This window comes from Pseudoflavonifractor capillosus, assembly GCF_016902575.1.
Lineage (GTDB): Bacteria > Bacillota > Clostridia > Oscillospirales > Oscillospiraceae > Enterenecus > Enterenecus capillosus_A.
Genome location: NZ_JACSNZ010000120.1, coordinates 1 through 653, shown reverse-complemented (window position 1 = coordinate 653; position 653 = coordinate 1). Strand labels below are relative to the sequence as shown.

1 protein-coding gene is annotated in these 653 nt (G+C 55.4%); it reads left to right on the top strand.

The genetic code is table 11. From position 1 onward, the window contains the following. On the top strand, positions 1-653 hold a 653-nt coding region (locus H9X86_RS12150), incomplete at both ends, for a Fic family protein (protein WP_204901752.1).

The window sequence follows — 653 nt, the reverse complement described above, 5'->3', positions numbered from 1 at the left end:
TCAATGGAAAGAATCTGGTCTATCTGGATTCTGTTGCCCAGGTTCAGCTGTCGGCGGCCAAGGTGCTGCTGACACCCCAGAGCAGCAGCCAGGTCTATGGCAGAAAGGCCATGGAGGACGAAATTCTCTCCACCTTCTCCATCGAGCAGATCGACACCTCCCGGGACAGCGTCCGCAGGATTTTGTCCGGCTACGCCCCCATAAGCGAGAGTGAGAACCGCATCTACGGCATGAAGAAAGGCCTGGAGTTTATCAGCGATCCTCAGCATACGATCAGCGAGGAGAGCATCCACCAGCTCTATGAGCTTACCATTGGAGCATTTTTACCGGAGGATGATCAGCTCCTGCCCGGCCATAAATACCGCCATGACAGCGTGTATATCGTGGGTGACAAAGTGGAGCACATCGGCCTCCCCTGGCAGATGCTGCCGGAGTATATGGGGAATCTGGTGGAGTTTATCCATCAGGAATCTGCCATGAACGATCTGCTGAAAGCGGCGCTCATCCACTTCTACATCGCCTACCTGCATCCCTGGTTTGACGGCAACGGCAGAATGGCCCGACTGATACACCTGTGGTATCTGGTGCAGCAGCGGTATTCCTCCGCTCTGTTTGTCCCGCTGTCTGAGTATGTGGAGAAGAGCCGCCGGGGT